Origin of the sequence: Janthinobacterium sp. TB1-E2 (assembly GCF_036885605.1) — a bacterium.
Classification (GTDB): Bacteria; Pseudomonadota; Gammaproteobacteria; order Burkholderiales; family Burkholderiaceae_D; genus Janthinobacterium; species Janthinobacterium aestuarii.
Genome location: NZ_CP142523.1, coordinates 5,737,606 through 5,762,395 on the forward strand (window position 1 = coordinate 5,737,606; position 24,790 = coordinate 5,762,395).

The 24,790-nt window shown below is 63.9% G+C and carries 23 protein-coding genes; 8 read left to right on the forward strand and 15 right to left on the reverse strand.

Annotated features, from left to right (window positions below):
- From OPV09_RS25875 to OPV09_RS25905, 7 genes are all read right to left on the reverse strand, one after another.
- Complete coding sequence (locus OPV09_RS25875) at window positions 1-1,188, reverse strand: efflux RND transporter periplasmic adaptor subunit (RefSeq protein ID WP_338679748.1); 1,188 nt, start codon at window positions 1,186-1,188, stop codon at window positions 1-3.
- A 91-nt stretch (window positions 1,189-1,279) separates the two neighbouring features.
- The gene (locus OPV09_RS25880; RefSeq protein ID WP_338679749.1) at window positions 1,280-1,621 is read right to left on the reverse strand and encodes a DUF3325 domain-containing protein; all 342 of its coding nucleotides are present in this window, start codon (window positions 1,619-1,621) and stop codon (window positions 1,280-1,282) included.
- Window positions 1,618-3,321 (reverse strand): PepSY-associated TM helix domain-containing protein, encoded by a 1,704-nt coding sequence (locus OPV09_RS25885; RefSeq protein ID WP_338679750.1) that lies wholly within the window; start codon window positions 3,319-3,321, stop codon window positions 1,618-1,620. Before OPV09_RS25885 ends, OPV09_RS25880 begins: the two co-directional genes overlap by 4 nt.
- Window positions 3,318-3,599, reverse strand: a complete 282-nt coding sequence (locus tag OPV09_RS25890; protein WP_080698408.1) for a hypothetical protein — start codon at window positions 3,597-3,599, stop codon at window positions 3,318-3,320. The genes OPV09_RS25885 and OPV09_RS25890 overlap by 4 nt, the downstream gene beginning before the upstream one ends.
- 110 nt (window positions 3,600-3,709) lie before the next feature.
- Window positions 3,710-5,908 carry a TonB-dependent siderophore receptor gene (locus OPV09_RS25895; protein ID WP_200872977.1) on the reverse strand — a complete coding sequence of 733 codons (2,199 nt, stop codon included), beginning with the start codon at window positions 5,906-5,908 and terminating at the stop codon, window positions 3,710-3,712.
- A gap of 94 nt (window positions 5,909-6,002) precedes the next feature.
- Window positions 6,003-7,007 carry a FecR domain-containing protein gene (locus tag OPV09_RS25900; protein WP_338679751.1) on the reverse strand — a complete coding sequence of 335 codons (1,005 nt, stop codon included), beginning with the start codon at window positions 7,005-7,007 and terminating at the stop codon, window positions 6,003-6,005.
- Window positions 7,004-7,513, reverse strand: a complete 510-nt coding sequence (locus tag OPV09_RS25905) for a sigma-70 family RNA polymerase sigma factor (RefSeq protein ID WP_072455039.1) — start codon at window positions 7,511-7,513, stop codon at window positions 7,004-7,006. Before OPV09_RS25905 ends, OPV09_RS25900 begins: the two co-directional genes overlap by 4 nt.
- Window positions 7,514-7,752: 239 nt before the next feature.
- On the opposite strand from OPV09_RS25905, the gene ffh reads away from it, so the two are divergent.
- Window positions 7,753-9,120: a signal recognition particle protein gene (ffh, locus tag OPV09_RS25910; RefSeq protein WP_034746567.1), complete on the forward strand. Its 1,368-nt coding sequence runs from the start codon at window positions 7,753-7,755 to the stop codon at window positions 9,118-9,120.
- A gap of 344 nt (window positions 9,121-9,464) precedes the next feature.
- Entirely contained in the window at window positions 9,465-9,860 is a 396-nt protein-coding gene (locus OPV09_RS25915; RefSeq protein WP_071650146.1) for an SWIB/MDM2 domain-containing protein, read from the forward strand.
- A 147-nt stretch (window positions 9,861-10,007) separates the two neighbouring features.
- On the opposite strand, the gene OPV09_RS25920 is transcribed toward OPV09_RS25915, so the two are convergent.
- Together OPV09_RS25920 and OPV09_RS25925 are read right to left on the reverse strand one after the other, a co-directional pair.
- Complete coding sequence (locus OPV09_RS25920) at window positions 10,008-10,625, reverse strand: lytic transglycosylase domain-containing protein (RefSeq protein ID WP_219327924.1); 618 nt, start codon at window positions 10,623-10,625, stop codon at window positions 10,008-10,010.
- Window positions 10,622-12,361 (reverse strand): proline--tRNA ligase, encoded by a 1,740-nt coding sequence (locus OPV09_RS25925; RefSeq protein ID WP_219327925.1) that lies wholly within the window; start codon window positions 12,359-12,361, stop codon window positions 10,622-10,624. Before OPV09_RS25925 ends, OPV09_RS25920 begins: the two co-directional genes overlap by 4 nt.
- 204 nt (window positions 12,362-12,565) lie before the next feature.
- Between OPV09_RS25925 and OPV09_RS25930 the strand changes: the two genes are divergently transcribed.
- Window positions 12,566-13,198 carry an RNA pyrophosphohydrolase gene (locus tag OPV09_RS25930; protein ID WP_034746553.1) on the forward strand — a complete coding sequence of 211 codons (633 nt, stop codon included), beginning with the start codon at window positions 12,566-12,568 and terminating at the stop codon, window positions 13,196-13,198.
- Between the two features lie 100 nt (window positions 13,199-13,298).
- Here the strand turns inward: OPV09_RS25930 and mqo are convergent, their stop codons facing one another.
- Window positions 13,299-14,897, reverse strand: a complete 1,599-nt coding sequence (gene mqo / locus OPV09_RS25935; RefSeq protein WP_338679755.1) for a malate dehydrogenase (quinone) — start codon at window positions 14,895-14,897, stop codon at window positions 13,299-13,301.
- 441 nt (window positions 14,898-15,338) lie between these two features.
- On the opposite strand from mqo, the gene OPV09_RS25940 reads away from it, so the two are divergent.
- The 4 genes from OPV09_RS25940 to OPV09_RS25955 are packed head-to-tail and all read left to right on the forward strand — an operon-like array spanning window position 15,339 to window position 17,773.
- A complete protein-coding gene (locus OPV09_RS25940) occupies window positions 15,339-15,761 on the forward strand; it encodes a DUF1841 family protein (RefSeq protein ID WP_338679756.1) in 423 nt (140 codons plus the stop codon).
- A gap of 46 nt (window positions 15,762-15,807) precedes the next feature.
- Window positions 15,808-16,926: a saccharopine dehydrogenase family protein gene (locus OPV09_RS25945; RefSeq protein ID WP_338679757.1), complete on the forward strand. Its 1,119-nt coding sequence runs from the start codon at window positions 15,808-15,810 to the stop codon at window positions 16,924-16,926.
- Window positions 16,923-17,393, forward strand: a complete 471-nt coding sequence (locus tag OPV09_RS25950; protein WP_338679758.1) for a DUF2269 domain-containing protein — start codon at window positions 16,923-16,925, stop codon at window positions 17,391-17,393. Before OPV09_RS25945 ends, OPV09_RS25950 begins: the two co-directional genes overlap by 4 nt.
- On the forward strand, window positions 17,390-17,773 hold the full coding sequence (locus OPV09_RS25955) for a DoxX-like family protein (RefSeq protein ID WP_051990782.1): 384 nt from the start codon (window positions 17,390-17,392) through the stop codon (window positions 17,771-17,773). The genes OPV09_RS25950 and OPV09_RS25955 overlap by 4 nt, the downstream gene beginning before the upstream one ends.
- A gap of 48 nt (window positions 17,774-17,821) precedes the next feature.
- Here the strand turns inward: OPV09_RS25955 and OPV09_RS25960 are convergent, their stop codons facing one another.
- The 3 genes from OPV09_RS25960 to nirK are packed head-to-tail and all read right to left on the reverse strand — an operon-like array spanning window position 17,822 to window position 22,298.
- Window positions 17,822-20,095, reverse strand: a complete 2,274-nt coding sequence (locus OPV09_RS25960) for a nitric-oxide reductase large subunit (RefSeq protein WP_338679760.1) — start codon at window positions 20,093-20,095, stop codon at window positions 17,822-17,824.
- A gap of 14 nt (window positions 20,096-20,109) precedes the next feature.
- Entirely contained in the window at window positions 20,110-20,787 is a 678-nt protein-coding gene (ytfE, locus tag OPV09_RS25965; protein ID WP_034746535.1) for an iron-sulfur cluster repair protein YtfE, read from the reverse strand.
- A 26-nt stretch (window positions 20,788-20,813) separates the two neighbouring features.
- A complete protein-coding gene (nirK, locus tag OPV09_RS25970; protein ID WP_338679761.1) occupies window positions 20,814-22,298 on the reverse strand; it encodes a copper-containing nitrite reductase in 1,485 nt (494 codons plus the stop codon).
- Window positions 22,299-22,448: 150 nt separating this feature from the next.
- On the opposite strand from nirK, the gene norR reads away from it, so the two are divergent.
- Window positions 22,449-24,005 (forward strand): nitric oxide reductase transcriptional regulator NorR, encoded by a 1,557-nt coding sequence (norR, locus tag OPV09_RS25975; RefSeq protein WP_338679762.1) that lies wholly within the window; start codon window positions 22,449-22,451, stop codon window positions 24,003-24,005.
- Window positions 24,006-24,019: 14 nt separating this feature from the next.
- On the opposite strand, the gene OPV09_RS25980 is transcribed toward norR, so the two are convergent.
- Together OPV09_RS25980 and OPV09_RS25985 are read right to left on the reverse strand one after the other, a co-directional pair.
- Window positions 24,020-24,361: a cytochrome c gene (locus tag OPV09_RS25980; RefSeq protein ID WP_338679763.1), complete on the reverse strand. Its 342-nt coding sequence runs from the start codon at window positions 24,359-24,361 to the stop codon at window positions 24,020-24,022.
- A gap of 11 nt (window positions 24,362-24,372) precedes the next feature.
- Window positions 24,373-24,702 carry a c-type cytochrome gene (locus OPV09_RS25985; protein WP_034746524.1) on the reverse strand — a complete coding sequence of 110 codons (330 nt, stop codon included), beginning with the start codon at window positions 24,700-24,702 and terminating at the stop codon, window positions 24,373-24,375.
- Window positions 24,703-24,790: the final 88 nt, after the last annotated feature.

Genomic DNA, 24,790 nt, shown 5'->3' on the forward strand with positions numbered 1-24,790 from the left:
TCACAGCTGGAACCTGCTGGCGCCGCTGTTCGATGGCTGCTCGCCTGTGACCAGCAATTCGCCTTCGCGCAAGCCTTGCAGCACTTCCGCGCTGAGGCGGTTGCGCACGCCGACGGTGACGGCGCGCGTATCGACCTTGCCGTCCGCACCCATCACGCGGGCCGTGAACTGCCCCGGCTTGGCGCCTTCTTCCGTCGACGGTTTCAGGGCCGGCAAGGGCACGGCCAGCACATTGTTCGCCGCCGCCGTGACGAACACCACTTGCGCCGTCATCTGCGGCATCAGTTCGCCGTCCGCGTTATCGACGTCGAACAGCACTGTATACAAGATCACCTTGCTGGTCGACGGCGCCAGGGCCGTGCCGGCGGCGGAACCGCCGGGCACTGGCGGCGCAGGCAGGACTTGGCGCACCTTGCCGCTCCAGCGCCGCTGGTCGCCGCCCAGGGTGGTGAAATACACGGGCATGTCCGGGCGCACGCGGCGCACGTCCGCTTCCGACACTTCCGTCCATACCGTCATGGCCGACAGGTCGGCGATGCGCAGGATGTTCGGCGTCTGGTACGTGGCGTTCAGGGTTTGCCCTTCCTTCGCGTCCAGGCCCACCACCTTGCCGGCCATCGGCGCGTAGATGCGCGTGTAACCGAGGCGCGCCTCGTCCGCCTTCAGGCTGGCCTGGGTCTGGTCGATCTGCGCCTTCAGGTGGTCGATCTTGGCGCCGGCCGAGGCCAGCGTGGCTTCGGCCGTTTCCAGGTCGGCCAAGGGGGTCGAATCGAACTTGGCCATCTGCTTCTGGCGCACGTGCTGCTGGCCCGCCAGCCGGTGCTGCGCCTGCTGGTCGGCCAGCTGCGCGCGCAAGCCCGCCAGCGCGGCGCGGCCCGCATCGACCGTGGCTTGCTGCACGCTGGGGTCGATCTCGGCCAGCAGCTGGCCTTTATCGACGTCGCTGCCCGGCTGCACGTGCAAACGCGTGATCTGGCCCGACACCTGCGCGCCCACGTCGACATAGGTTTGCGGCTGCAAGGTGCCGATGGCCGTGACGCTCGCTTCGATGTTGCCGCGCTTGACGGGCGCCGTGTCGAACACGGTGCTCGGGCCGCGCGTGGCCCACAGGGCGCCGGCGCCGAACAGCACCAGCAAGACCACGCCGCCCAGGATGCGGGCGCGGCGGGAAGGCAGGCGGGCCCCCATCAGGCGGCCGCTTTCAATATAGTCACAACATCGGTCGGTGTCGCCAAACGTGAAAAGTGCATCGGTCTATCCTTGAAAATGGCGGTGAATATCACCGCAGGAACGTCACAAGACCTGCCAGCGCGGCGACGGCTGCCAGCAGGGAACTACGAAACAGCAAGCTGGGCGCATACGGCAGCAACAGGGCCACCAGCAGCGCGCCGGCCGATATGAAACCAAGCCAGGCGACGACGCCGACGGTCGCGCTCCAGCCGGCCACGCAGGGCCAGATGGCCAGCGCCAGCAGGACCGCGCCCGCCAGTTGCAGCGCGCGCCGCACGTTCGGCGCCGCATCCCTGCCCCAGACCTGGCCATGGTGGCGGTCCATCGCCAAGGAGAGGCTGGCCATGCCCGCATACGACAGGCCCAGCGCGCACAGGATGGTAGGGATCATGACTGTCCTTCCGTATTAATTTGCAGGCTGGCCGTGGGCGCGGCGCTTTCCCTGGCGGCGGCCTTGCTGGCCGGTTTTTCCTTGCGCTTGTGGACTTTCCACGCGCCCCAGGCGGCCAGCAGGCCGAAGGCCATGCTGCCCAGTTCCACGCCGGCACTTTCCCAGTCGCCGCGCGCGATCTGCGCCGCCAGATTGTCGCCCGTGCTCAGTACATTGAGCACCGGTAGCAGCAGGCACAGAGCCGCCAGCAAGCCCAGTTGCTCGATCCACGCGCGCTTTTCCGCGCGCAGGCAGGCGTGCACCAGCATCACAAACCACACGCCGAAGAAGGCGCGCAATTCCCAGCCGGCGCGGTGTTCGACGCCGACGGGAATCAGGCGGTTGGCCCACAGGAAGCCCACGCAGGCGATGGACAGGCCGGCAATCGCCGCCACGTTCAGGCAGGCGACGGTGCGGTACACGCGCTGCGTGTAGGTGCCGAACTCGCCGCCGGACTTCTGGCGGCGCTTGACCATGAACAGGATGGCGCCCGTGCCCATCATGGCTGTGCCGGCCAGGCCGCAGAAGAAGTACAGCCAGCGCATCGGCGTACCGCCAAAGCCCACCATGTGCAGGTTCGACATGACGGCGCGCGTCAGGCCCGCGCCGCCCGTATCCGACTCGCCGGGACGGCGCAAGGCGACCTGCTCACCGGTGGCCAGCGCATAGCAAGCCCTGCCCGTGTTGGCGCTGATGCGTTCCATCGTGTCCGTCTCTTCATTCCAGCCGTACATGCACACGCGCATGGAGGCGTCGTTCGGGTTGTCCAGCACCACGGCGCGGATTTCCTGGCCGATAGCCTGCTCGGCGCGCAGCGCGTACGGTTCCAGCGCGGGAATGGCCAGCGGCTGGCCTGTCTTCGCGGGCTTGCCCACATCGTTCCAGTCGGCCAGGAAAGCCTTCTTGGCGTTGTCCATGCCGTATTGCGCCACCACGGGGGCCGGCACATAGTCATCGCTGAAGAAGGCCAGCCCCGTGTAGGCGATCATGAACTGGAACGGCAAGGTCAGCACGGCCACCGCGTTGTGCGCGTCGAGCCACGAACGCTGGCCCTTGGCCGGGCGGAAGGTGAAGAAATCCTTGAAGATGCGCTTGTGCGTGATGACGCCGCTCACCAGCGCCACCAGCATGATCATGGTGGTGATGGCGACGATCCACACGCCGATGCGTCCCGCGTGCAGCTCGTAGTGAAAATCGACGAAATGGTGGCCGCCGATGGTGTCGCGCTCCGTTGCCTCGCGCGCATGTTCGATGACGGCGCCCGTCAGCGGATCGAGGTCCGCCGAGCCATAGCCGCCGGCGGGCTGGAACCAGTAGGCGGACAGGCCGTGGCTGGGACGCTGCACGGGCCAGATTTCCCACATGTCCGCCTTCGGATGTTCCTTCGCCATGAAGTCGAGCGCCAGTTCCAGGCGGTGCCCACGGTCCGTGACCTTCGGCAGCGGCGGATCGTTTGCATGCGCCGCCTCTTCCAGTGCATGCTCGGGCGTCATCCAGTGGGTGATCGGCTCGTCGAAGACGGCCAGGGTGCCGGTGAGGAAAATGGCGAACAGCAGCCAGGAAATCCACAGGCCACTCCATGTATGCAGCCAGGCCATGGCCTGGCGCAAGCCGCCCTGCTGCGGCGTCTTGGCCACTTTGTCTACCTTGACGGCGTTCATGCGGCACCCCGCGACAGCAGCAGGCCGATGCCGCCGCAGGCGATGGCCGGCAGCAGCATGCCGAGCCAGGCGCGGCGCAGGTCCTGCACGGCAAAGACCCAGATCACGGCGCAGGTATAGACGACGAAGGCGCTCAGGGTAGCCGTCAGCACGGCTTCGGCACGCGACAGCGGCAGCACGGCCGCCAGCAGCACGGCCACGCCGGACGTCAGTGCATAGCCGCCAAAGATGGCGGCGAGCACGCGCGAGAACAACATCATGTGGGCCGATTTCATCATCGCGGCGCTCCCTGTGGCATACGCTGGCTCACACCGTCGCGGGCCCGATTCAACTGCACTTCCATAAGCCATGCATCCTTCATCAAGATAGATCATTCAAAAGCGGTTATTTACAGTTTGTAGTTCAAGGTCAGCATCAGGTTGCGCGGCGCTCCCACCATGTTGCCGAAGACATCGGAATAGATGCTCTGGTAGTAGTGCTTGTCGAGCGCATTGTTCACGTTCAGGCGCAGCTCGGCGCGGCTGTCGATCTGCCACGCCGCGTTCAGGCCCACGATCGCGTAGCGGCCCTGGCGCAGATGGTAGGTGCCGTCATTCGATTCGGTCGCGCCCTGGCCGTACAAGGAAGCGCCGACGCGCCAGCCCTGCGCCGCGCCGGACAGGCGGTAGCTGGTGGCCAGCTTGAGCTGCTGGCGCGGATAGCGGCTGTTGAAATCCTTGCCGATATTGGCCGGATCGCTGTCGCGCTTGAATTGCGCCTTCACATAGGTAAAACCGGCCGACAGCTGCCAGTCGGGCGTCAGCGCGCCCGCCACGTCCAGCTCCACGCCTTCGCTGCGCACTTCGCCCGACGCGCGCTGGCAATAGCCCCACGTGCTGCCAGGACAGGGGTTCGGGCCGGCCAGGTCGTCCACGCCGCGGTTTTGCTGGCGGATCTGGAACACGGCCGCGCTGGCATTGAGAGCGCCGCCGAAGTATTCGCCCTTCACGCCCGCTTCATAGTTGGTGCCGCTGATCGGCTTCAATGGCTGCGCATGGGCGTCGGTGGCCGCCTGCGGCTGGAAGATCTCGGTCCAGCTGGCGTACACGGAATGCTGCTTGTCGAGGTCATACACGACACCGGCGTACGGCGTGAATTCGCGCGCCACCGAGTAGCCGGCATCGTCCTTGTACCAGCTCACGCGCCCGCCCAGCACCAGCGACAGCGGGTCGGCCAGGCGCATGCGCGTGCCCGCATACACGCCGCTTTGCTCGGTGATGCTGGCCGTGCGCCACTGCGCGTAGTTGATGACGGGACGCGCCACGCTGCCCGCATCCCAGTGGAACGGGTCGAGCACCGGCGCCGCCGCGCCCCAGCTGTACGGTGCCCAGCCGCCATAGCTGTTTTTCGACGAGCGGCGGTGGCTGGCGCCGACGGTCAGCTCGTGCTCGCGGCCGAACAGGCTGTAGCTGCCGCTCGCATACGCGTCGTAGCTGGTGTTGGCCAGTTCGGCGCGGTAGCTTTGCGAATTGAAGCGCAGGGTGTCGCCGCGGCGGTTGATGCCGGAAAACGTCGTGTCGATCTCGGGCGTCTTGCGCGTGGCTGCCAGCATGGCTTTCCAGCCATTGGCAAAGCGGTGTTCCAGTTCGGCGAAGATGGTTTTATCCGTCTGGCGCCAGTCATCGAATTCGCTGCCCAGGTAAGTGGAGCGGGGCAAATTCAAAAAGCGGCCGTCGGCAGCCGTCACCACGCCCGTCGAGACGCCGTCGTTGTCCGTCTTGCGGTAGTGGGCGCCCACCGTCAAGGTGGTGTCGGGGCGCAGGTCCGCTTCGATGATGCCGTACAGCTGGTGGTTGCGGCCATGCAGCACGTCGACAAAATCCTTCTTGTCCTGCACCGTCACGACGATGCGCCCGCGCAGGGTCTTCGCTTCATTGAGCGCGTTGGCCGCATCGGCTTCCAGGCGGTAGTTGCTCCAGCTGCCCACGCTGGCCGAGAATGACGCTTGCGGCGTGGCCGTCGGGCGCTTGCGCACCATGTTGATGGCCGCGCTGGGCGTGCCGCTGCCCGTCATCAAGCCCGTGGCGCCGCGCACCACTTCGATGCGGTCGTAGATGGCCAGGTCGTCATTGTCGCCATTGAAGGTGCCGTTCGCGCCCAGGCTGGTAGGCAAGCCATCGAACAAGATGTTATCGATTGGAAAGCCGCGTGCGCTGAAACTGCCCGAATCGCCCGTAAAGTTGCCCTTTTGCATAACCAGCCCCGTGATCGACTGCACGGCGTCGTCCAGGGTCGTGATGCCCAGGTCGTCGATCTGCTGGCGCGTCAGCACGCTGACCGACTGCGGCGTTTCGCGCAGCGACAGGTTCAGCTTGGTTGCCGTGTTGCTCACGCCTGTCGTGTACGAGCCGCTGCCTTCCGTTGTCGCATCGCGCCCCGCCGTGACGGACACGCCGAGCATGGTCTGTTCGGTCGCGGGAGTAGCTGGCGCCTGCTGCGCGATGGCCGGCAGGCTGGCGGCCAGGCACAGGGCCGCAGCCGCTTGCGCCAGCGGACGCAATGCAGAGTGAGGAGACGGCAAACTGACAAAATTCAAAGCGTGAGACATGCAAGTTCCTGATAGTAGTGGCGTCATCAGACGGTGAAAAACAGGCGCCCTACTCTGTAGGTGCCGCGAAAACGAAAAACGGGCAGCCGGATGGCTAAATATTTTTTAATGACATGGCCGGTTCGACCGTCACCCAGTAGCGCGTGCGGCTGCGCACCTGCACGGGCAGGGAATTGGGCAGCATGTTCAAAATGCGCTGCGTGTCGGCCAGCGGGAACACGCCCGACAGGCGCAGCTGGGCCACCGCCGGTGCGCAGTCGATCACGCCGGGGCGGTAGCGGGCCAGGTCGGCCAGGAAATCGCCCAAGGTCACGTCGTCGACGATCAGCTGCCCGTGCGACCAGGCGTCCGCATACGCACCGAGGGCGTGCGGCGCGTCCAGCGCGTGGCGGGAAAATGCCACGCCGTGCCCGGCCGCCAGCAGCAAGGGTGCGCCGCCGTCGCGGGGACGGATTTCAACAGCGCTGTCAAACACGTCCACGGTGCTGTAGTCATCCTGCTGGCGCACGGCAAAGCGCGTGCCCAGCGTGCGCACCAGGCCTTCGCGCGTGGCCACCACCAAAGGCGCGCCGCTGCCGGCGCCATGGCCGCTGGTGACGAGGATTTCGCCGGCCAGCAGCTCGATCAGGCGGCGGCTGGCATCGAAACGCACGTTCACGGCCGATCCCGTATTCAGGCTGAGCACACTGCCATCGTCCAGCGCCACCTCGCGCCGCTCGCCCGTGGCCGTGCGGTAGTCGGCGCGCAGGATGCGCACGCCATCCCAGGCATCCGTCTGCGCGGCCAGCATGCCGCCGCCGGCCGCCACGCCCAGCCACGCCAGCAACTGGCGCCGCTTGCCGTTGACGGTTTTCTGCTGCGTGCCGGCCAGCGCCTGCGCAGCCGCACCGCGGTGCAAGCCGTTGAAGCGCTGCGACACGGCTTCGATATGCCGCCAGGCCCGCTCATGTTCCGGGTCCGCCTCGCGCCAGCGCTGCCAGGCGGCCTGTTGCGCCGCGTCCATCTCGCCCGACATCAGCATGGTCAGCCATTCGGCCGCCTGCTGCTGCACGTCCTCGCGGATGGCCGCCGGGGCCGCAGCATTGCCCACCTTGCTCATGCCGGCAGCGAGAAAAACACCTGGCGGTTGGCGCGCGTCAGGTATTGCTTGACCGAGCTGGCCGACACGTTCAGGCGCGCGGCGATCTCGGCATAGCTGAGCCCTTCCAGTTGCGCCAGCAGGAACGCCGTGCGCACGGGCGCGGGCAAGCCAGCCAGGGCCTGGTCGATTTCCTGCAAGGCTTCCAGCGCCAGCAGCCGCTCTTCCGGCGCGGGCGCCACTTCGGGCGGCAGGCAAGCCAGCGCTTCCAGATAGGCGTCTTCCAGCACTTGCCGGCGGTGGCGATGCGCCACCAGGCGGCGCGCGATGGTGGCCAGAAAAGGCCGCGCTTCACGGATCTGCGGCGCGGCATCGGCCGTCAGCACGCTGACGAAGGTGTCTTGCGCCAGGTCCGCCGCCTCGCCCGCATTGCCCAGCTTATGCCGCAGCCAGCCCTGCAGCCAGCCGTGATGGCTGCTGTAGAGCGCGTGCAGGTCTTGTTGCTGTGCAAAATCGGCGGCCGACATGGCATCCCTTTCCGCCCGGACGTGCGGCGCCCGAGAATGTAAATAAGAATTATTCTCATTCTAACCGCGTTCCTGCCATTCATGCAATCGCGGCATTGCCAGAAATACCAAGTAATTCAAACGCCGGCCAACCGCCAGGCGGTGCAGCGCGGGACCGCCAGCCACCCGCGATGGGGTAAAATGGCGGCCATCGTCCGGCTTGCGCCGCCCACTCCCAAGCTTTTCATTGCAGGTTCATCATGCTAGATAATCTCACCCAACGGCTTGCCAAAGTCGTCAAGACCATGCGCGGCGAGGCGCGCCTGACCGAAGCGAACACCGCCGACATGCTGCGCGAAGTGCGCCTGGCGCTGCTCGAAGCCGACGTCGCCCTGCCCGCCGTGCGCGAATTCATCGCCAAAGTCAAAGAAAAAGCCATGGGCGAGGATGTCATTTCCTCGCTCACGCCAGGCCAGGCCCTGGTGGGCGTGGTGCAGCGCGAGCTGGCCGCCCTGATGGGCGCCGACCTGGGACCGGAAGCGTCGCAGATCAGCTTTGCGCAGCAGCCGCCCGCCATCATCCTGATGGCCGGTCTGCAGGGTGTGGGTAAAACCACCACCGTCGGCAAGCTGGCGAAATACCTGAAGGAAGAAAAGAAGAAGAAAGTGCTGACCGTCTCGGCCGACGTGTACCGTCCCGCCGCGATCGCCCAGCTGCAATCGGTCACCGCCCAGGTGGGCGCCGACTTCTTCCCGTCCACCAGCACGGACAAGCCGGTCGATATCGCGCTGGCCGCGCTGGACTGGGCGAAAAAGCATTACCACGACGTGCTGATCATCGATACGGCGGGCCGTCTCGGTATCGACGAAGAGATGATGCGCGAAATCGCCGCCGTCCACGGCGCCGTGAAACCGATCGAAACCCTGTTTGTCGTCGACGCCATGCTGGGCCAGGACGCCATCAACACGGCGAAAGCCTTCAATGATGCCCTGCCGCTGACCGGTATCGTGCTGACCAAGCTCGATGGCGATGCGCGCGGCGGTGCGGCCCTGTCCGTGCGCCACATCACGGGCAAACCGATCAAGTTTGCCGGTGTCTCGGAAAAACTCGACGGCCTGGAAGCGTTCGACCCGACCCGCATGGCCAACCGCATCCTGGGCATGGGCGACATCCTCGCCCTGGTGGAAGAAGCGCGCAAGGGCGTCGACAGCAAGGCGGCGGCCGATCTGGCGCAGAAGATCAAGGTTGGCGGCAAGTTCGACATGAACGACTTCAAGGCGCAACTGGGCCAGATGAAGAAAATGGGCGGCATGGCCAACCTGATGGACAAGCTGCCGGCCCAGTTCCAGCAGGCGGCAGGCGGCAAGAACATGGATCAAGCCGACAAACAGGTGCGCCGCATGTGCGGCATCATCGATTCGATGACGCCGCAGGAACGCGCCAAGCCTGAACTGATCAAGGCCACGCGCAAGCGCCGTATCGCCGCCGGCGCCGGCGTGCAGGTGCAGGAAGTGAACCGCATGCTGACGCAATTCGAGCAAATGCAGACGATGATGAAGAAATTGTCGGGCGGCGGCATGATGAAGATGATGCGCTCCATGAAGGGCATGATGCCTGGGATGAGGTAAGGCGTCGAAGTCCCCGCTCGCGGGGACTTCGACGGCATTCATTACGCCGCACACCCAAGTAAAAACATCGTTCTAAATAATGCCGGATTGCATTTTCATGTGTCCGGCATCACTGTTCCCTCCCTCAGCAGCCCCCCTCCCCGCATAGCAAGCAACCATGCCATTTACGGGCAAAAACGCCGTTCTGCGCTCCCAAGCGGTGCGCCCGGGCGACAGCATTGCCATTTCCCTGCTTTTTCCTCGTGAAAACGTGAAAAACACTTGCATACTAGGTAAATCCACACCAATATTAGCCGTGCGATTAATTGCGCAATTTCCCATGTGTTTGTTAAGGAGGCTCGAAGATGGCAACAGCCAAAAAAACCCCAGTAGCAGCGCCAGCCAAAGCAGCAGCAGCCAAGCCTGCAGCCGCCAAGAAAGCAGCACCCGCAGCCAAGGCAGCAGCTAAACCAGCAGCGGCGAAGAAAGCGGCAGCACCGGCAACACCACGCAAGCCAAACGCAGCATTCATGAAAGCAATGACGCCATCGAAAGATCTGGCCGCCGTTGTTGGCGCAGCACCACTGCCGCGCACGGAAGTGACCAAAAAGGTATGGGATTACATCAAAAAACTCGATCTGCAAGATCCGGCCAACCGCCGCATGATCAATGCGGACGACAAGCTGAAAGCAGTTTTCGGCGGCAAAGCCCAAGTCTCCATGTTTGAAATGACCAAACTGATCTCCGATCATTTGAAATAATCAGATACGCACAGGGCGTCTACGCCGTGTGAGTGCCCCGCCGCTTTACTGCGAGCGGGGCATTTTTTTGGGCATTTTGGGGTCAGACCCTCAACACCGTTAACACAGAGCTCTGCGCCAACGCTGCCGGGGGTCTGACCCCAGCCTTCATTTGAATTCCCACTGCTTCCAAGCCGCCCGCACGGCATTCGGATACTCGGCCCTGCCCCGGCTGCCGTTGTACCGCCCCAGCGCCAGGTATAAATCACCCTTTTCCATATCCAGGTACATGCGCAGGATCGCGCAGCCGTAGCGCAGATTCGTCTGCATATGAAACAGCTTGCTGCGGTCATGGTCGCCGATGACGCCCGTCCAGAATGGCATCACTTGCATGTAGCCGCGCGCGCCAGCTAGCGAGACGGCGTATTTGCGGTAGGCCGACTCCACCTGGATCAGGCCCAGCACGAGGGCCGGCTCCAGGCCCGCGCGGCGCGATTCGTACCATACGGTTTCCAGGAATTCCGTGCGCAGCTGGGCGTCCGGCAGCTTGCGCTGCAGGCGCGACGACATCTGCGCCAGCCATTGCTGGTAGCGCTGCAAGTCGGCGGGCGTGGCAAATTTGGGTTGCGGCGGGCGTTCGTCGCGGATCGCGTGCGACAGGGCCAAACGGACGGAGTCGGCCAGCGCCTCTTCCTTCTGGTTGCCGGCCTGCGCCGGAGAGACGCAGGCCAGACAGGCGGCCAGCGCGAGCGCGCCAGCCGTCTTGCTTACGGATAGACGCTTCACTGCGCCATTTGGCCCTGGATGAAGGCGACGATCTCTTCCGGCGCCACGCCAGTTGCTTCCGCGTCGCGGCGGCCCTGGTATTCCAGCTTGCCTTCTTTCAGGCCGCGCTCGCCGATGACGATGCGGTGCGGCACGCCGATCAGCTCCCAGTCGGCGAACATGGCGCCTGGACGCAAGCCGCGGTCGTCGACGATGACGTCCACGCCAGCGCCTTGCAGGGCCGCGTACAGCTTCTCCGTCTCTTCCTTGACCAGTTCGCTGCGGTCCATGCCCATCGGGCACAGCACGACCTCGAATGGCGCGATCGACGCGGGCCAGATGATACCCTTGTCGTCGAAGTTCTGTTCGATGGCGGCGCCCAGGATGCGCGTCACGCCGATGCCGTAGCAACCCATCTGCAGCGGCGCAGGTTTGCCGTTTTCATCGAGGAAGGTGGCTTTCATGCTTTCCGAGTACGCCGTACCCAACTGGAACACGTGGCCCACTTCGATGCCGCGCTCAATCGCCAGTGCGCCCTGGCCGTCCGGCGAAGCGTCGCCGGCGACGACATTGCGCAAGTCGGCCACGATGGCAGGCTCGGCCACGTCGCGGCCCCAGTTGGCGCCCGTGTAGTGGAAACCGGCGTCATTCGCGCCGCACACGAAGTCGCTCATGTGGGCGACCGTGCGGTCCGCCACCACGGTGACGGGCGCTTTGGTGCCGATCGGGCCCAGGTAGCCGGGAATCGTGCCGTAGACTTCCAGGATTTCCGCTTCCGTCGAGAAACGGTGACCGGCCAGGCCGGCAACCTTGCCCACCTTGATCTCGTTCAATTCATGGTCGCCGCGCAGCAGCAGCATGAAATGCTGTTTCGTGACTTTCTCGTCCTTGCCCGTCGTTTCCACGGTCAGGGCGATCGTTTTCACGGTGCGCGACAGCTCGATACCCAGCAGGGTAGCCACGGTTTCGCACTTGACGGTGTCCGGCGTGGCCGTTTTCGTCAGTGCCTGGGCGGCGGCCGGGCGCTCGCCCGCTGGCGGCAGCGCTTCGGCCGCTTCCATGTTGGCCGCGTAGTCGGACGTCGGGCAGTACACGAGCGCGTCTTCGCCCGTGTGGGCGATGACGTGGAATTCGTGCGAACCGGAACCGCCGATGGCGCCGTTATCGGCTGCCACGGCGCGGAATTTCAGGCCGAAACGCGTGAAGATGCGCGTGTAGGCGTCAAACATGACCTTGTACGACGCTTGCATGCCGGCCAGGTCGCGGTCGAACGAGTACGCGTCCTTCATCGTGAATTCGCGGCCGCGCATCAGGCCGAAGCGTGGGCGGCGCTCGTCGCGGAACTTGGTCTGGATATGATAAAAATTCAACGGCAACTGGCGGTAGGACTTGATTTCCGTGCGCACGACGTCGGTGATGACTTCTTCCGACGTCGGCTGGATCGCGTATTCGCGGCCGTGGCGGTCTTTCACGCGCATCAGTTCGTCGCCCATCTTGGTCCAGCGGCCCGTCTCTTGCCACAGTTCGGCCGGCTGCACGAGCGGCATCAGCAGTTCGATACCGGCGGCTTTGTTCATCTCGTCACGGATGATGGCTTCCACCTTGCGGATCACGCGCAAGCCCATCGGCATGTAGGTATAGATGCCGGAACCGAGGCGTTTGATCATGCCTGCACGCATCATCAATTGGTGGCTGACGATTTCCGCGTCAGAAGGTGCATCTTTAAGTGTGGAAATAAAAAAACGGGAGGCGCGCATAACGGTGAATTCTTTTTAAAAAGAGAGGGTTATAATCAACCTAATTTTAAAGGATTAGCTGGCTGATGCGTCCATACTTTACACAAATGCGCTCAATTGGTGCGATTCCGGCGCTTTTCGCACCCCGAAAAGGTCACCGGCTTGCGAAGTTGTGGGTAATTATGTAAAAAAGGACGCTCTGTCGCAGAAAGTTTGAGGTGCATTATGCTCGACCGTGAAGGGTTTCGGCCCAACGTCGGCATCATCCTGCTAAACGCCCAGAACGAGGTGTGGTGGGGCAAGCGGGTGCGCGAGCACTCATGGCAGTTTCCGCAAGGCGGTATCAAATATGGCGAAACACCGGAACAAGCCATGTTTCGCGAACTTGAAGAGGAAATCGGACTCAGACAGGAACACGTCAAAATTGTCGGCCGCACCCGCGACTGGCTGCGCTATGAAGTGCCAGACCACTTCATCAAGCGCGAGATTCGCGGCCATTACCGTGGCCAGAAGCAGATTTGGTTTCTGCTGAGAATGTGCGCGCGCGATAACGACGTCAATCTGCGCTTGACCGACCATCCCGAGTTCGACGCCTGGCGCTGGCATGAATACTGGGTCCCGCTCGATGTCGTCATTGAATTTAAACGCGATGTGTACCAGCGCGCCTTGCAGGAGCTGTCCCGCTTCCTGACCTGGCCCGTGCATGGCAACGCACAGCAAGCGCACCGCCACACGTCGCGCTACCTGCGCCAGCCCCATGCGCCACGGGCACAGGACGGTACGGCTGTGGCCAAGCCTTGCGACGGCATTGCCGCCGAAGGGTGTACGCCGGAGCTGATTCTGCCAGGCAAGGAGTAGTCCGCCGCAATGAACGCACTCTCCCACGCAAAAGGGGCAGCCTGAACAGGCTGCCCCTTTTTTCATGCCGGCAGGAAACTCCCCTGCCGGTCAGGCTGGCTTAGTTTGCTGCAGTAACTGGCGCAGCGGCGGGAACATCCAGCGTGATGGCTTTGAGGCCCAGGATATTGCTGCTGTAGTGGCGGATCTTGTTGGCCAGGGCCGGGTCGTTGTTCAGCTTTTGACCGTACGACGGCACCATTTCCACCATCTTCGCTTGCCATTCCGGTGTTGCCAGGCGGCTCTTGAATGCCGTTTGCAGCACCTTGATCATGATCGGCGGCGCGGTCGAGGCGCCTGGCGATGCACCCAGCAGGGCGACGATGCTGCCATCGGCGGCGCCGACGACTTCCGTGCCGAACTGCAGCAAGCCGCCTTTGACAGGGTCATCCTTGACGATCTGCACGCGCTGACCGGCGTTTTGCAGGGTCCAGTCTTCCATCTTGGCGTTCGGCAGGTATTCGCGCAGGGTCTTCAAACGGTCTTCCGGCGAGTTCATGACCTGTTCCACCAGGTATTTCGTCAGCGGAATATTGTCGTAGCCGGCTTGCAGCATCGGTTTTACATTGCCCGTGCCGATCGAGGCAGGCAAATCGATCCACGAACCGTTTTTCAGGAACTTGGTCGAGAAAGTGGCAAACGGACCAAACAGCAGGGCTTTCTTGCCATCGATGATGCGCGTGTCCAGATGCGGTACGGACATCGGCGGCGAACCGACGGATGCCTTGCCGTAGACCTTGGCCGCATGCGCCGCCACCAGTTCAGGATTGGTCGTCACCAGCCATTGGCCGCCGACCGGCACGCCGCCGTAGCCCTTGGCTTCAGGAATGCCCGATTTTTCCAGCAGCGGCAGCGAACCGCCGCCGGCGCCGATGAAGACAAACTTGGCGCGCATGGTCTTTTCCTTGCCAGCGTTCAAGTCTTTCACCGTCACATTCCACACGCCATCGGCGCCGCGCTGGATGTCTTCCACCTGGTGGCGCAGGTGCAGGACCATGCCGTGGCTGTCCGTCAGGTATTTCACGAGACCGCGCGTGAGGTTGCCGAAATTGACGTCGGTACCGATTTCCATGCGCGTCGCCGCCACTTTCTGGCCCTTGTCACGGCCTTGCATGACGAGCGGCGCCCACTGCTCGATCTGCGCCAGGTCTTCCGAGAACAGCATGCCCTTGAACAGGTTTTCCTTTTGCAGCGCGGCATAGCGCTTCTTCAAAAAGGAAATATTGTCGTCACCCCACACAAAGGCCATGTGCGGCACATTGTTGATGAAGGTTTGCGGCGCGCCCAGGTGCTTGTTGGCGACCTGATAGGCCCAGAACTGCTTGGAAATTTCGAATTGCTCGTTGATGGCAACGGCTTTCTTGGTCTCGATGCTGCCATCGGCCGCTTCCGGCGTGTAGTTCAGTTCGGCAAACGCCGAGTGGCCCGTGCCCGCGTTGTTCATCGCGTCCGAGCTTTCGGCGGCCACGGAATCGAGGCGCTCGACCATTTCCATCGTCAGCGACGGATCGAGTTCCTTGAGCATGCTGCCCAGGGTGGCGCTCATGGTGCCGGCGCCGATCAGCAGCACGTCGACCGGTTTTTCGGACGAGGCCGGAGGGGTCTTGTTACATGCCGCCAGGATCAGGCACGACATCAAAAGTAATAGCGATTTACGCATACGTAACTCCGTTTATGAATACTGAAGGATGATTCTTGCGCGCCACCGTGGCGGCACCATCGCTGCATGGAATGCAAACAGCCCGCCAGCCGGAACGCCAGGGCGGCCGGACAGGTCAAGTCGATGGTGATAGGCATGCTGCCGCGCTCCGGGATAAACCAGGAGCAAGATCTGGTGGCAAAGGTGCGGGCAATGGAAGCACGGAATGACAACAAAATCGTCATCGTGTCCAGAGCAAATATCAAGAGCGGCGATTTTATCACCGTTATTTGGCGCCACCGGGCCGTGGCGGTAGTGGATAATACTTACTGCAGGGTATTAAATTTCGGTGACTATCGGGTCATGAAAGCGGGCGCCAGACGGAAAAAAGGGCATCCTCGATGCCCTTCGTTGACGTACGCGGTACAATGCCGGCTGCCCTTTAGCCATAGCCATTCAGCCATGTTCAACCCCTCTTCCGACGACGTGCGCCGCTTCTTTTGCGACACCTTGCGCAAGCACCGCGCCCATGAAATCCTCACGCCGATGGAAGCCATCGCGCTCGACTGGATACTCGAACACCCCGAGTATGAAAACGAGCTCTCCGACGTCGAAGCGGCGCTGGCGCGCGACTACTCCGTCGAAGGGGGCCATGCCAACCCGTTCCTGCACCTGTCCATGCATCTGTCGATCACGGAGCAGGTGCAGGTGGACCAGCCGCGCGGCATCCGCCCGGCCGTCCAGCAGCTGACCCAGCGCCTCGATTCGGCCCATGCCGCCCAGCACGAAGTGATGGAATGCCTGGGCCAGATGATCTGGGCTTCGCAGCGCTCGGGTTTGCCGCCGGATACGGACGCGTATATCGACTGCGTGCGGCGCCGCTGATCAGGTAGTATCATGTTGCCAAGAAACTCAGCCACTGAAGGATATCTTGGCCCATCACACCATTCTCGTACTCGGCGGTTACGGTTTTTTCGGCACGCGCATTTGCCAGACGCTAGCCGGCAATCAGAATATCCATCTACTGGTGGCCGGGCGCGACGCCGCCAGGGCCAAGGCACTGGCGGCGCAATTGGGCTTGCCACCGCGGCAAGCACTGGCGCTCGATGCCGATGCACCTGATCTGGCGCGGCGCCTGACCGAACTGGGCGTCGATACGCTGATCCATACCGCAGGCCCGTTCCAGGGCCAGGATTACCGCGTCGCCCGTGCGGCGATCGAGGCCGGCGCCAACTATATCGACCTGGCCGACGGCCGCGATTTTGTCGCCGGCATCGCCAGCCTCGACGACCTGGCGCGCCAGCGCGGCGTGTTCATCACCAGCGGCGCCAGCTCGCTGCCAGCGCTGTCCTCGGCCGTGGTGGACCGCTACCTGCCGCGCTTTCGCCAGCTCACATCGATCCGCCACGGCATCGCCTCCGGCGCCCGCGCGCCGGGCATCGCTACCATGGCAGGCATCTTCTCGTACTGTGGCAAACCGTTCCAGCGCCTGGTTGCCGGCAGCCAGCAGACCACGCACGGCTGGCTCGACCTGAAACGCCACCGCTTTGCCGCGCCCGTGGGACGGCGCTTGCTGGGCAGCTGCGACGTGCCCGACCTGGCACTGTTCCCGCAACGCTATCCGGGCCTCGACACCGTCACTTTTCACGCCGGTTTTGCCGGTGCGCCCGGCCATCTGTTCGTCTGGGCCGCCGCGCAACTGGTGCGCCTGGGCCTGTTGCGCAGCCTGCTGCCGCTGGTCAGGCCATTGCACGCCATCAGCCAATGGGTGGAACCGCTGGTCAGCGACAAAGGCGCGATGTTCGTGACGCTGCAAGGCACGGGACTCGATGGCCTGCCGCTGACGCTGACCTGGCAATTGCTGGCGGCGCAAAACCACGGCCCGCATATCCCGTGCGGCGCGTCGATCGCGCTGGCGCACCGGTTGGCCAGCGCCAGCAGCGGTGGTGCGCCGCTACCGCGCGGCGCGATGCCCTGCGTCGGCCTGCTCACGGTGGAAAATTACCTGGCCGCGCTGCAAGGCCATGACGTGACCGAGGTACCGGCATGAGCTGGTACCTGTTCGTCAAATGGCTGCACATCCTCAGCGCCACCATCCTGTTTGGCACGGGCATCGGCATCGCTTTCTTCAAGTGGATCAACGACCGGAGTGGCGAGGTGCGTGCGATCCGCCTGTCGGCCGAAAAGACCGTGCTGGCCGATTGGCTGTTCACCGCGCCGGCCGTCATTGTCCAGCCGCTGTCCGGACTGGCCCTGGCGCACCTGGCCGGCTATCCGATCCTGTCCGGCTGGGTCCTCGCCTCGATGCTGCTGTATGCGGTGGCCGGCGCCTGCTGGCTACCCGTGGTATGGCTGCAGATCCGCATGCGCAGCCTGGCCCGCCTGGCTGACGACACGGGCACACCGCTGCCGCGCCTGTACTGGGTCTATGCGCGCTGCTGGTTCTGGCTTGGCGTGCCCGCATTTGCCGCGCTCATGCTGGTCTACTGGCTGATGGTTGCCAAGCCCGCGCCATGACGCCAGCCAAGCTGCAAGGGCTGTACTGGGCCATGCGCCTCGGCATGGCTTTTATCTGGCTATGGACGGCGTTTGTGTCCTGGTATCTGTATCCGCATGCCGAATCGCTCGCATGGCTGCGCCGCAGCGGCATCACGCTGCATACGGAACACGTGTTTGCCGCCTCATGCCTGGCCGACCTGGCCATGGGCATCGCCTCGCTGTTCCATGCCAGGCCGTTGCTATGGTGGACGCAGTGCGCGCTGGTGGCCGGCTATACACTGGTGATCGCCGTCTTCCTGCCGGAATTCCTGATACACCCTTTCGGGCCGCTGACGAAAAATATCCCGCTGGCCGCCGGCCTCGTCTTCCTGGCCCTGTATGAAAAAAGCCGTGGCTAGCACGGCTTCGGGAGAGCGATCAACAACACTCGGCGGCGCAGCAACCGATCAGGCTGGCCGTACCGCCTGTGGCAGCGCGGGTGCCTTCGCCTTGTCCATCAAGCCCAGCACCACCTGCAGCGCCATGGCGATGGCGCCGCCGATGAAGACCACGTCGCCGAAGGTACGTATCCAGCGCAGGTTCTGCAACAGCGGCTGCTGCATGAACGCTTCGCTGCGCGCATACCACAGGCCTTCCGTCACGCTGGCGTGGAACTGGATGATGCCTATCGGCAGCAAGCTGGTAAAGATCATCAGCACCAGGCCCACATTCAAGCCCCAGAACGCCGTCTTCATCAAGGCAGGACTGAAGCGGTAGCCGGGACGCAGATAGCGCAGCACCAGCAAGGTAAAGCCCAGCGCCAGGAAACCGTACACGCCGAACAGCGCAGCATGCGCATGCACGGGGGTCGTGTTCAGGCCCTGGATGTAGTACAGGGCGACGGGCGGATTGATCATGAAGCCCAGCACGCCAGCGCCCAGCATGTTCCAGAAGGCGACGGCGACAAAGCACATCAGCGGCCAGCGCAGGTTTTCCATCCATGGCGCGCGTTCCTTCAGGCGCCAGTTTTCCCACGCTTCGTGTCCCAGCACGATCAGCGGCACCACTTCCAGCGCGCTGAAGCTCGCGCCGATGGCCATCACGGGCGTGGTGGTGCCGGCGAAGTACAGGTGGTGGAAGGTGCCGGGTATCCCGCCCAGCATGAACAGCGAGGCAGAGGCCAGGCTGGCCGCCGTGGCCATGCGCACCGACACCAGGCCCAGGGTCGAGAAGATGAAGGCCAGCGCCGTCGTGGCGAAGACTTCAAAGAAGCCTTCCACCCACAGATGCACCACCCACCAGCGCCAGTACTCCATCACGGACAGGTGCGTGCGCTCGCCGTAGAACAGGCCGGCGCCGTAGAACAGGCCGATGGCGCCCACGGATGCGGTCAAGAGCGCCAGCAAATTCTTGTCGCCGCCCGGCTTGCGCAGGGCCGGCACGACACCGCGCAGCATCAGCACGAGCCACAGCAGGATGCCGATGTATTTACCGATCTGCCACAAGCGTCCCAGGTCCACATATTCATAACCCTGGTGACCGAGCCAGAAATTCCACTCGGGCGGCATCACTTGCGCAATGGCCAGGTAGTTGCCGATGAAGGAGCCGACCACCACGGCGACGAGGGCCCAGAACAGCACGTCGACACCGAGGCGCTGCCACTTGGGGTCCTTGCCGCCATTGATCAGGGGCGCGAGGAACAGGCCGGCCGCCAGGAAGCCCGTGGCGATCCAGAACAGCGCGGCCTGGATATGCCAGGTGCGCGTGAGCGCATACGGGAACCAGCGCGACACGTCGATGCCGTAGAACTGCTGCCCTTCCACCGTATAGTGCGCCGTGAAGCCGCCGATGAAGACCTGGAAGATGAACAGCGCCACGACCAGGAACAGGTACTTGCCGAGTCCCCGCTGCGAAGGCGTCAGCGCGAACGTGGTGAGCGGGTCGCGCGGACCGGCCGCCGGCAGCGCTTCGTCATGGTCGCGCAAGAAGGCCCAGCCCCAGACGAGGAAGCCCACGCCGGCCAGCAGCACCACCACGCTGGCAACCGACCAGACGAGGTTTTCGCCGCTGGGCTGGTTGCCGATCAGCGGTTCGTGCGGCCAGTTGTTCGTATAGGTCACTTTCTGGCCAGGACGCTCGGTGGCGGCGGCCCATGCCGTCCAGAAGAAGAATTGCGTCATCTGTGCGCGCCGCTCGGCGCTGGGCAGGGTATTTTCCTTCATGGCGAAATGCTCGCGGCTTTTTTGCAGCGCCGGCGCGTCGGAAAACAGCTGGTCGTAATAGTGGGCCGTGTTGGCGATCGCTTGCACGCGGCGCGGCGACAGGCGCAGCACTTGCGCATCATCGGTGCGGTTCCCGCGGTATTCAAGCTTGAGCGCTTCGCGCAGCGCCGCCTGCGCGGGGCCGTCGAGGGCCGCGTACGCCTTGCCATGCTGCTCTTGCGCGGCCAGTTCCAGCCAGGCCGTCAGTTCGCGGTGCAGCCAGTCGGCCGTCCAGTCGGGCGCCTGGTAGGCGCCATGGCCCCAGATGGAGCCGAGCTGCATGCCGCCGACCGATTGCCAGGCCGTCTGGCCGTCGAGGATGCCCTCGCGGTCGAACAGCTGCCGGCCATCCTGCGCCAGCACTTGCGCGGGGATGGGCGGCGCCTGCCGGTACACTTCGGCGCCGTAGTAGCCGAGCAGCGAAAACGTCACGATCAGCACACCGATCAGGGTGAACCAGAGTTTTTTGTAGGGACCCATGGGTCTTTCCTTTGTCAGTGCACCACGGCCGGCGCAAAGCGCTCGAACAGGATATTGTTTTCAGTATGGATGTGCGCCATCAGGTCTTCGCGGAAGGTGCGCAAGCCCGTGTACAGCGCGCGCCAGGTGGTGCAGGCGCCGGCCGGCGCGGTGATGTCGTTCGTCATTTCCTCCATCGCGCGCAAGGCCACGCCATGGTCGTCATGCTCCATGCGCATCACGTTGATGGGCGCGCCGGCCCGGGGGCCCTGGCCACGCACTATCATGGGGAACAGCACGTCTTCTTCCTTGCGCATATGGCTTTCCAGTTCCTGCGCCATGGCCGACAGGTGTTCCGCCAGCCCGTGCGGACAGTCGGCGCGGTCGCCATGCACCTGCTCGACCTTGCGCGCCAGGCGTATCAGCTCGGGCAGCTGCTCGCGGTGCACGGCGTGGTAGCGCGACAGGATGTGTTCCACCAGCTCGGTGGCCGAAGCTTCCTGCCAGTCACGCTCGCCGCTGGCGTCAGTCCGTCCTGCCAGCACTTGCAGTTCCTTGACGATGGGCGCCGTGTCCACGCCGGCCGCTTCGGCCGCCGCGCGCAGGGTCTTGTTGCCGCCGCAGCAGAAATCCAGGCGGTGGGCATCGAACAGGCGCGTGGCGCCAGGGATGCGGCGGGCCAGCTGGCCCAGGGATTGGTCGATCATTTCCATAATGGTTCCTTGAGGATGAATGGGGTTTATTGATGGGCGCCAGCGTGATAGACGCCGGGCACGGGTTCGCCAGTCACTTCCAGCACGCCCACGGCGCCCTTGCCGGCGCGCGACAGCGCATGGTCGACCAGCAGATAGCTGCCAGGATGCTGTACCTTGAGTTCGACGATGGTCGCGCCGCCCGGTGCCACCAGGGTCGTTTGCACGTCGTGTTTCGGGCTGCTGATCGAGCCTTCGCTGTACACCTTGTCGAAGATCTCGCCGATGATGTGGAACGATGAAATCTTGTTCGGGCCGCCGACGCCGAAATAGATGCGCACCGTTTCGCCGACTTTCGCCTGCAGTTTATGCGTCTTGCTCAGGGCGCCCACTTCGCCGTTGAAGACGTAGTAGTCGGGCAGCTCATTGGCCATTTTTTCCAGGTTCGCTTCCTGGTGCACGGGTGCGCCGTGCGGACGGCCCGTGTACATCTCGCCCTGCATCACGTAATACTCGCGGTCGACTTTTGACAGGCCGCCTTCCGGTTCGACCAGGATCATGCCGTACATGCCGGCCGCGATATGCTGCGGCACCAGCGGCGTGGCGCAGTGGTACACGAACAGGCCCGGATTGAGCGCCTTGAAGGTGACGGTTTTTTCCTGGCCAGGCGCCACCTGCGTGTGCTGTCCGCCGCCATGGCCGCCCGTCACGGCGTGCAGGTCGATCGAGTGGATCATCTTGCTGTCCTTGGCGTTGAACAGGGTCAGCTCCACCGTGTCGCCCACCTTCGCGCGCAGCATGGGGCCGGGCACTTGCCGGTTGAAGGTCCAGTAGGTAAAACTGGTGCCGTCATCGAGCTTGCCCGGCAATTCCACCGTCTCCATCCGGTATTTCAGGGTTTGCGGCGCGCGCGCGCCGATGGCGGTCGGCACGGAGGCGGGATTGGCCGCCACGCTGACGGCCGAGGGATCGGGACCGCGCATCGGCGATGGCGCGGGCGTGTACAGGGCCAGCGCGGCGGCCTGGCTCGATTCGCTGGCAGCGCTGCCGGCGCCAGCGGCCTTCGGTGCCGCCGTCTCGGCCAGCGAAGTGCCGCTCACTTCCAGCTTGCCTTCCATGCCGATCTGGCGGTGGCCGGGGATCGAGCAGTAATAGGTGAACGTGCCCGCGCGCGTGACCTTGAAGCGCACGGTGGTGCTGCCGCTATTGGCACTGAACTTGGCGGATGTCACATTCAGTTCCGGGATCAGCAGATCGTGCTCGGCGCCTTCGCCGCTTTTCAGCACGAGTTCGACCGTGTCGCCCACCTTGGCCGCCAGCACGGGGTTGACCTGGCCCTTGGCGTCGATGAACACCATCTTGCCATCGACGATATTGGTTTGCAGTTCATAGCGCTTGACCGCAGCGGCGGCCGGTTTGGCGGCGGTGGCGGCGGCGCTGGCCGGCAGGCTCACCTGGGCTTGCACGGACAGGGGCATGGCCAGTACGCAGACGGCGGCGGCAATGGCGCGGAGGGAGGGAGTCGTTTTCATCAAGCTTTCCTTGGTCTTGTATGCCGGTTCGGCACTCTTACCTAGGCAATCCGTGTGCCAGGAAAAACTTGTTTTAAATCAACGATTTGAAAAATGCAGGGTCGATATGACCCTGTTCAAGCATGGTCCGTTGTACCCTGCATGGTACTTATGACCACCACTGCCATCCACCTGCTGTTACTCACAGACCTGGTCGCCGACCTGCCCGTGGCCGTGCGCCTGCAGCGCCTCGTCGGCAGCCTGCGCGCCCACTTCGGCTGCGAGGCCGTGGCCTTGCTGAAAATCGATGGCGAGCATTTGCGCCCCGTGGCGATGGCCGGCCTGGCCAACGACGCGCTGGGACGCCGCTTCGCCGTCGCCGACCATCCGCGCCTGGCCGCCATCCTGCAGCGGCGCGGCGTGCTGTGCTTCCATCACGACAGCTCCCTGCCCGATCCCTACGATGGCCTGATCGCCGAGCGGGCCGGCGAGCCGCTGCCCGTCCATGACTGCATGGGCATGGCGTTGGACCTGGAAGGCGAACGCTGGGGCGTGATCACGCTCGACGCACTGCAGGTGGGCACCTTCGATACACAGGCGCAGCGCGACCTGGGCGAGCTGGCCTGCGCCATCGAAGCGGCCGTACGCGTAACGCGCCTGGAGACGGAAATCCGCGCCCTGCGCCTGTCGGGCGGCGCCATGCTGGCCGATGCGCAGGCGCCGCGCGAGGAACACGATTTCGTGGGACAAAGCAGCGCCATCACGCACTTGCTGCACGAATTGCAGGTGGTCGCCGATTCCGAACTGCCCGTGCTGCTGCTGGGAGAGACGGGCGTGGGCAAGGAGCTGTGCGCGCACCGCCTGCACCGGCTGTCGCGCCGCGCGGGCAAGCCTTTGATCCACGTCAATTGCGCGGCCTTGCCGGAATCCTTAGCAGAAAGCGAATTGTTCGGCCATGTGCGCGGTGCGTTTTCCGGCGCCGTCAGCGACCGGCCCGGGCGCTTCGAGGCGGCCGAAGGGGGTACCCTGTTTCTCGATGAAGTGGGGGAATTGCCATTGTCGATACAGGCCAAGCTGCTGCGCACCTTGCAAAATGGCGAAATCCAGCGCCTGGGCGCGGACCGGCCGCGCCGGGTCAACGTGCGCGTGATCGCCGCCACCAACCGCAGCTTGCGCGAACACGTGCGCGACGGCTCGTTCCGCGCCGACCTGTATCACCGTTTATCCGTGTATCCCGTGCCGATTCCGCCGCTGCGCGAGCGGGGCAATGACGTGCTGCTGCTGGCAGGCGGCTTCCTGGAACTGAACCGCGCGCGTCTGGGCCTGCGCAGCCTGCGCCTGTCCGCCGCGGCGGAAAACGCCCTGTGCCATTACCGCTGGCCGGGCAATGTGCGCGAACTGGAACATGTGATCAGCCGGGCCGCGCTGAAAGCCGTGATACGCGGCGCGGACCGCAAGGACATCGTGACCCTGGAAACGGATATGCTCGACCTCGATGCGCTGGAAACGCCGGCCGGCACGGACGCGCTACCGCTGGCGCCAGCCACGTGCGGCACGCCGGCGGCGCCGCTGCTATCGATGCATCAGATCGTCGAAGCGAGCCAGCGCCAGGCCATCCGGCAAGCGCTGGTCCTGCATCAGGATAACTGGGCCGCTGCGGCGCGGCAGCTGGGACTCGACGCCAGCAACTTGCACAAACTGGCGCGCCGGGTGGGGCTGAAAGCCTGAGCCGGCGTTACCGCTCAGCGATGAGTGACCAGGCTGCTCGGCAAGCTGTGCAGGTAGGCGGCCAGGTCCTTGATGTCCTGGTTGCTCAGCGGTTTTACCTGGCCCGTCATGATGGCGTTGTTGCGGCCGTTGGCCTTGTCGCCCCGTTTATACGCGGTCAGCGCATGTTCCAGGTAATCCTTGTGCTGGCCCGCCAGTTTCGGGTACGACGGGTCGATGGGCGAACTGTAATCCTTGCCGTGGCAGGTGGCGCAGCTGTATTTTTCGGCCAGGGCCTTGCCCGTGTTGATATTGCCGGCGGCGCTGGCGGAAAACGAGATGGTGGCGCAAACGAGGGCGGCGAGTAGTTTTTTCATCGGGCTGGTCCTCAGTTCGTCTTGGCTTGTTGCGCATAATACGCGGCGACATCGGCGATATCCTGGTCCGACAGGCTGCTGGCGATGCCCTTCATGCTGGGGTGCTTGCGGTCGCCCTTCTTGTAGGCTTGCAGCGCATTCTCGATATATTTTGCCGGCTGGCCGCCGATCATCGGCACCTGGAATACTTCAGGGAAGGTTGCCTTGTAACCGGGAATGCCGTGGCAGCCGATACACATTTCCACCTTGGCAGGGGCTGCCTTGGCGTTTCCTACAATGTCAGCCGCTGTGACGGCATTTGCTATGCCGGCAAGCACGAGAAGTGCAAATATTTTTTTCATAGTGGCAATGTGAACAAAGGTAATCGGAGAAACGCCAGAGCTGGTTTTTTTTGATTTTATGTGTTGACAATTAAGGTTGCCAATTAAT